This window comes from Sutterella massiliensis (assembly GCF_016899755.1).
Classification (GTDB): Bacteria; Pseudomonadota; Gammaproteobacteria; order Burkholderiales; family Burkholderiaceae_F; genus Sutterella; species Sutterella massiliensis.
The window spans coordinates 1-785 of record NZ_JACJJC010000168.1 but is presented as its reverse complement, the minus strand read 5'-3'; the positions used below and the strand labels follow the sequence as shown (position 1 = coordinate 785).

Annotated in this window: 2 protein-coding genes; both read left to right on the top strand. The window is 58.2% G+C overall.

Going from position 1 to position 785, the window contains the following annotated elements:
• Positions 1-399: HAD-IA family hydrolase (locus tag H6A60_RS11955; RefSeq protein ID WP_205104923.1), on the top strand; the 399-nt coding region annotated here is incomplete at its 5' end.
• Positions 400-785: PHP domain-containing protein (locus H6A60_RS11950; protein WP_239477742.1), on the top strand; the 386-nt coding region annotated here is incomplete at its 3' end.

Here is a 785-nt window from a genome sequence, read left to right as displayed (position 1 = left end):
TCCTTCACCTTCCGCTGTACAGGACTATCCGAACGTATGGCAGGACGCATCTTCAGTGCTGAAGACGTGAAGGAAGGGAAGCCGGCACCAGACCTGCATCTTCTAGCAGCCCGCACGATGGGGTTTGCGCCGGAAGACTGCCTCGTGATCGATGACAGCCCCTCGGGAATCCTCGGTGCTAAGCGCGCCGGCATGACCGCCTGGGGCTTCACCGGTACGAACCGCCAAGGCGAACGCTGGATCGAAGCACTGAAAAAGGCTGGAGCCGATCGCATCGTCGACGACTTCCGCGTGCTTCGCGAGGTCCTCGAAGCGCAACCTGAGCGCGAAGCCAAAGTCGACGCCTGCAACGGCGCCCCTGCAGCCCACAACCAAAATACTTTCTACCAAGAGAATTAAATGCTTCTCAAACCATTCGACGTTCCGCGTGTTTTTCTGCGCGGTGCTCTACATGCACATACGACGAATTCCGACGGCGATTGGACGCCCGAAATGCTCGTCGCCAAAGCCAAAGCGAACGGCTATGACTTTCTCTGCATCACCGACCACTTCAAGTCCGAATTCAATTTCCCTATCACGGATGTCTCAGCCTATTCGGACAAACAATTCACGGTAATTCGTTCCGCGGAACTGCATATTGAAGCGACGGCCGCCGGGAAACTCTGGCACTTCACGGCCAACGGCCTTCCTAAGGACTTTGATCCTGCACGCCCCGACGAGACGCCGCGCGACTATGCGCGCCGCGCGGCAGATGCCGGCGCCTTCGTGACGATCGTTCATCCGGC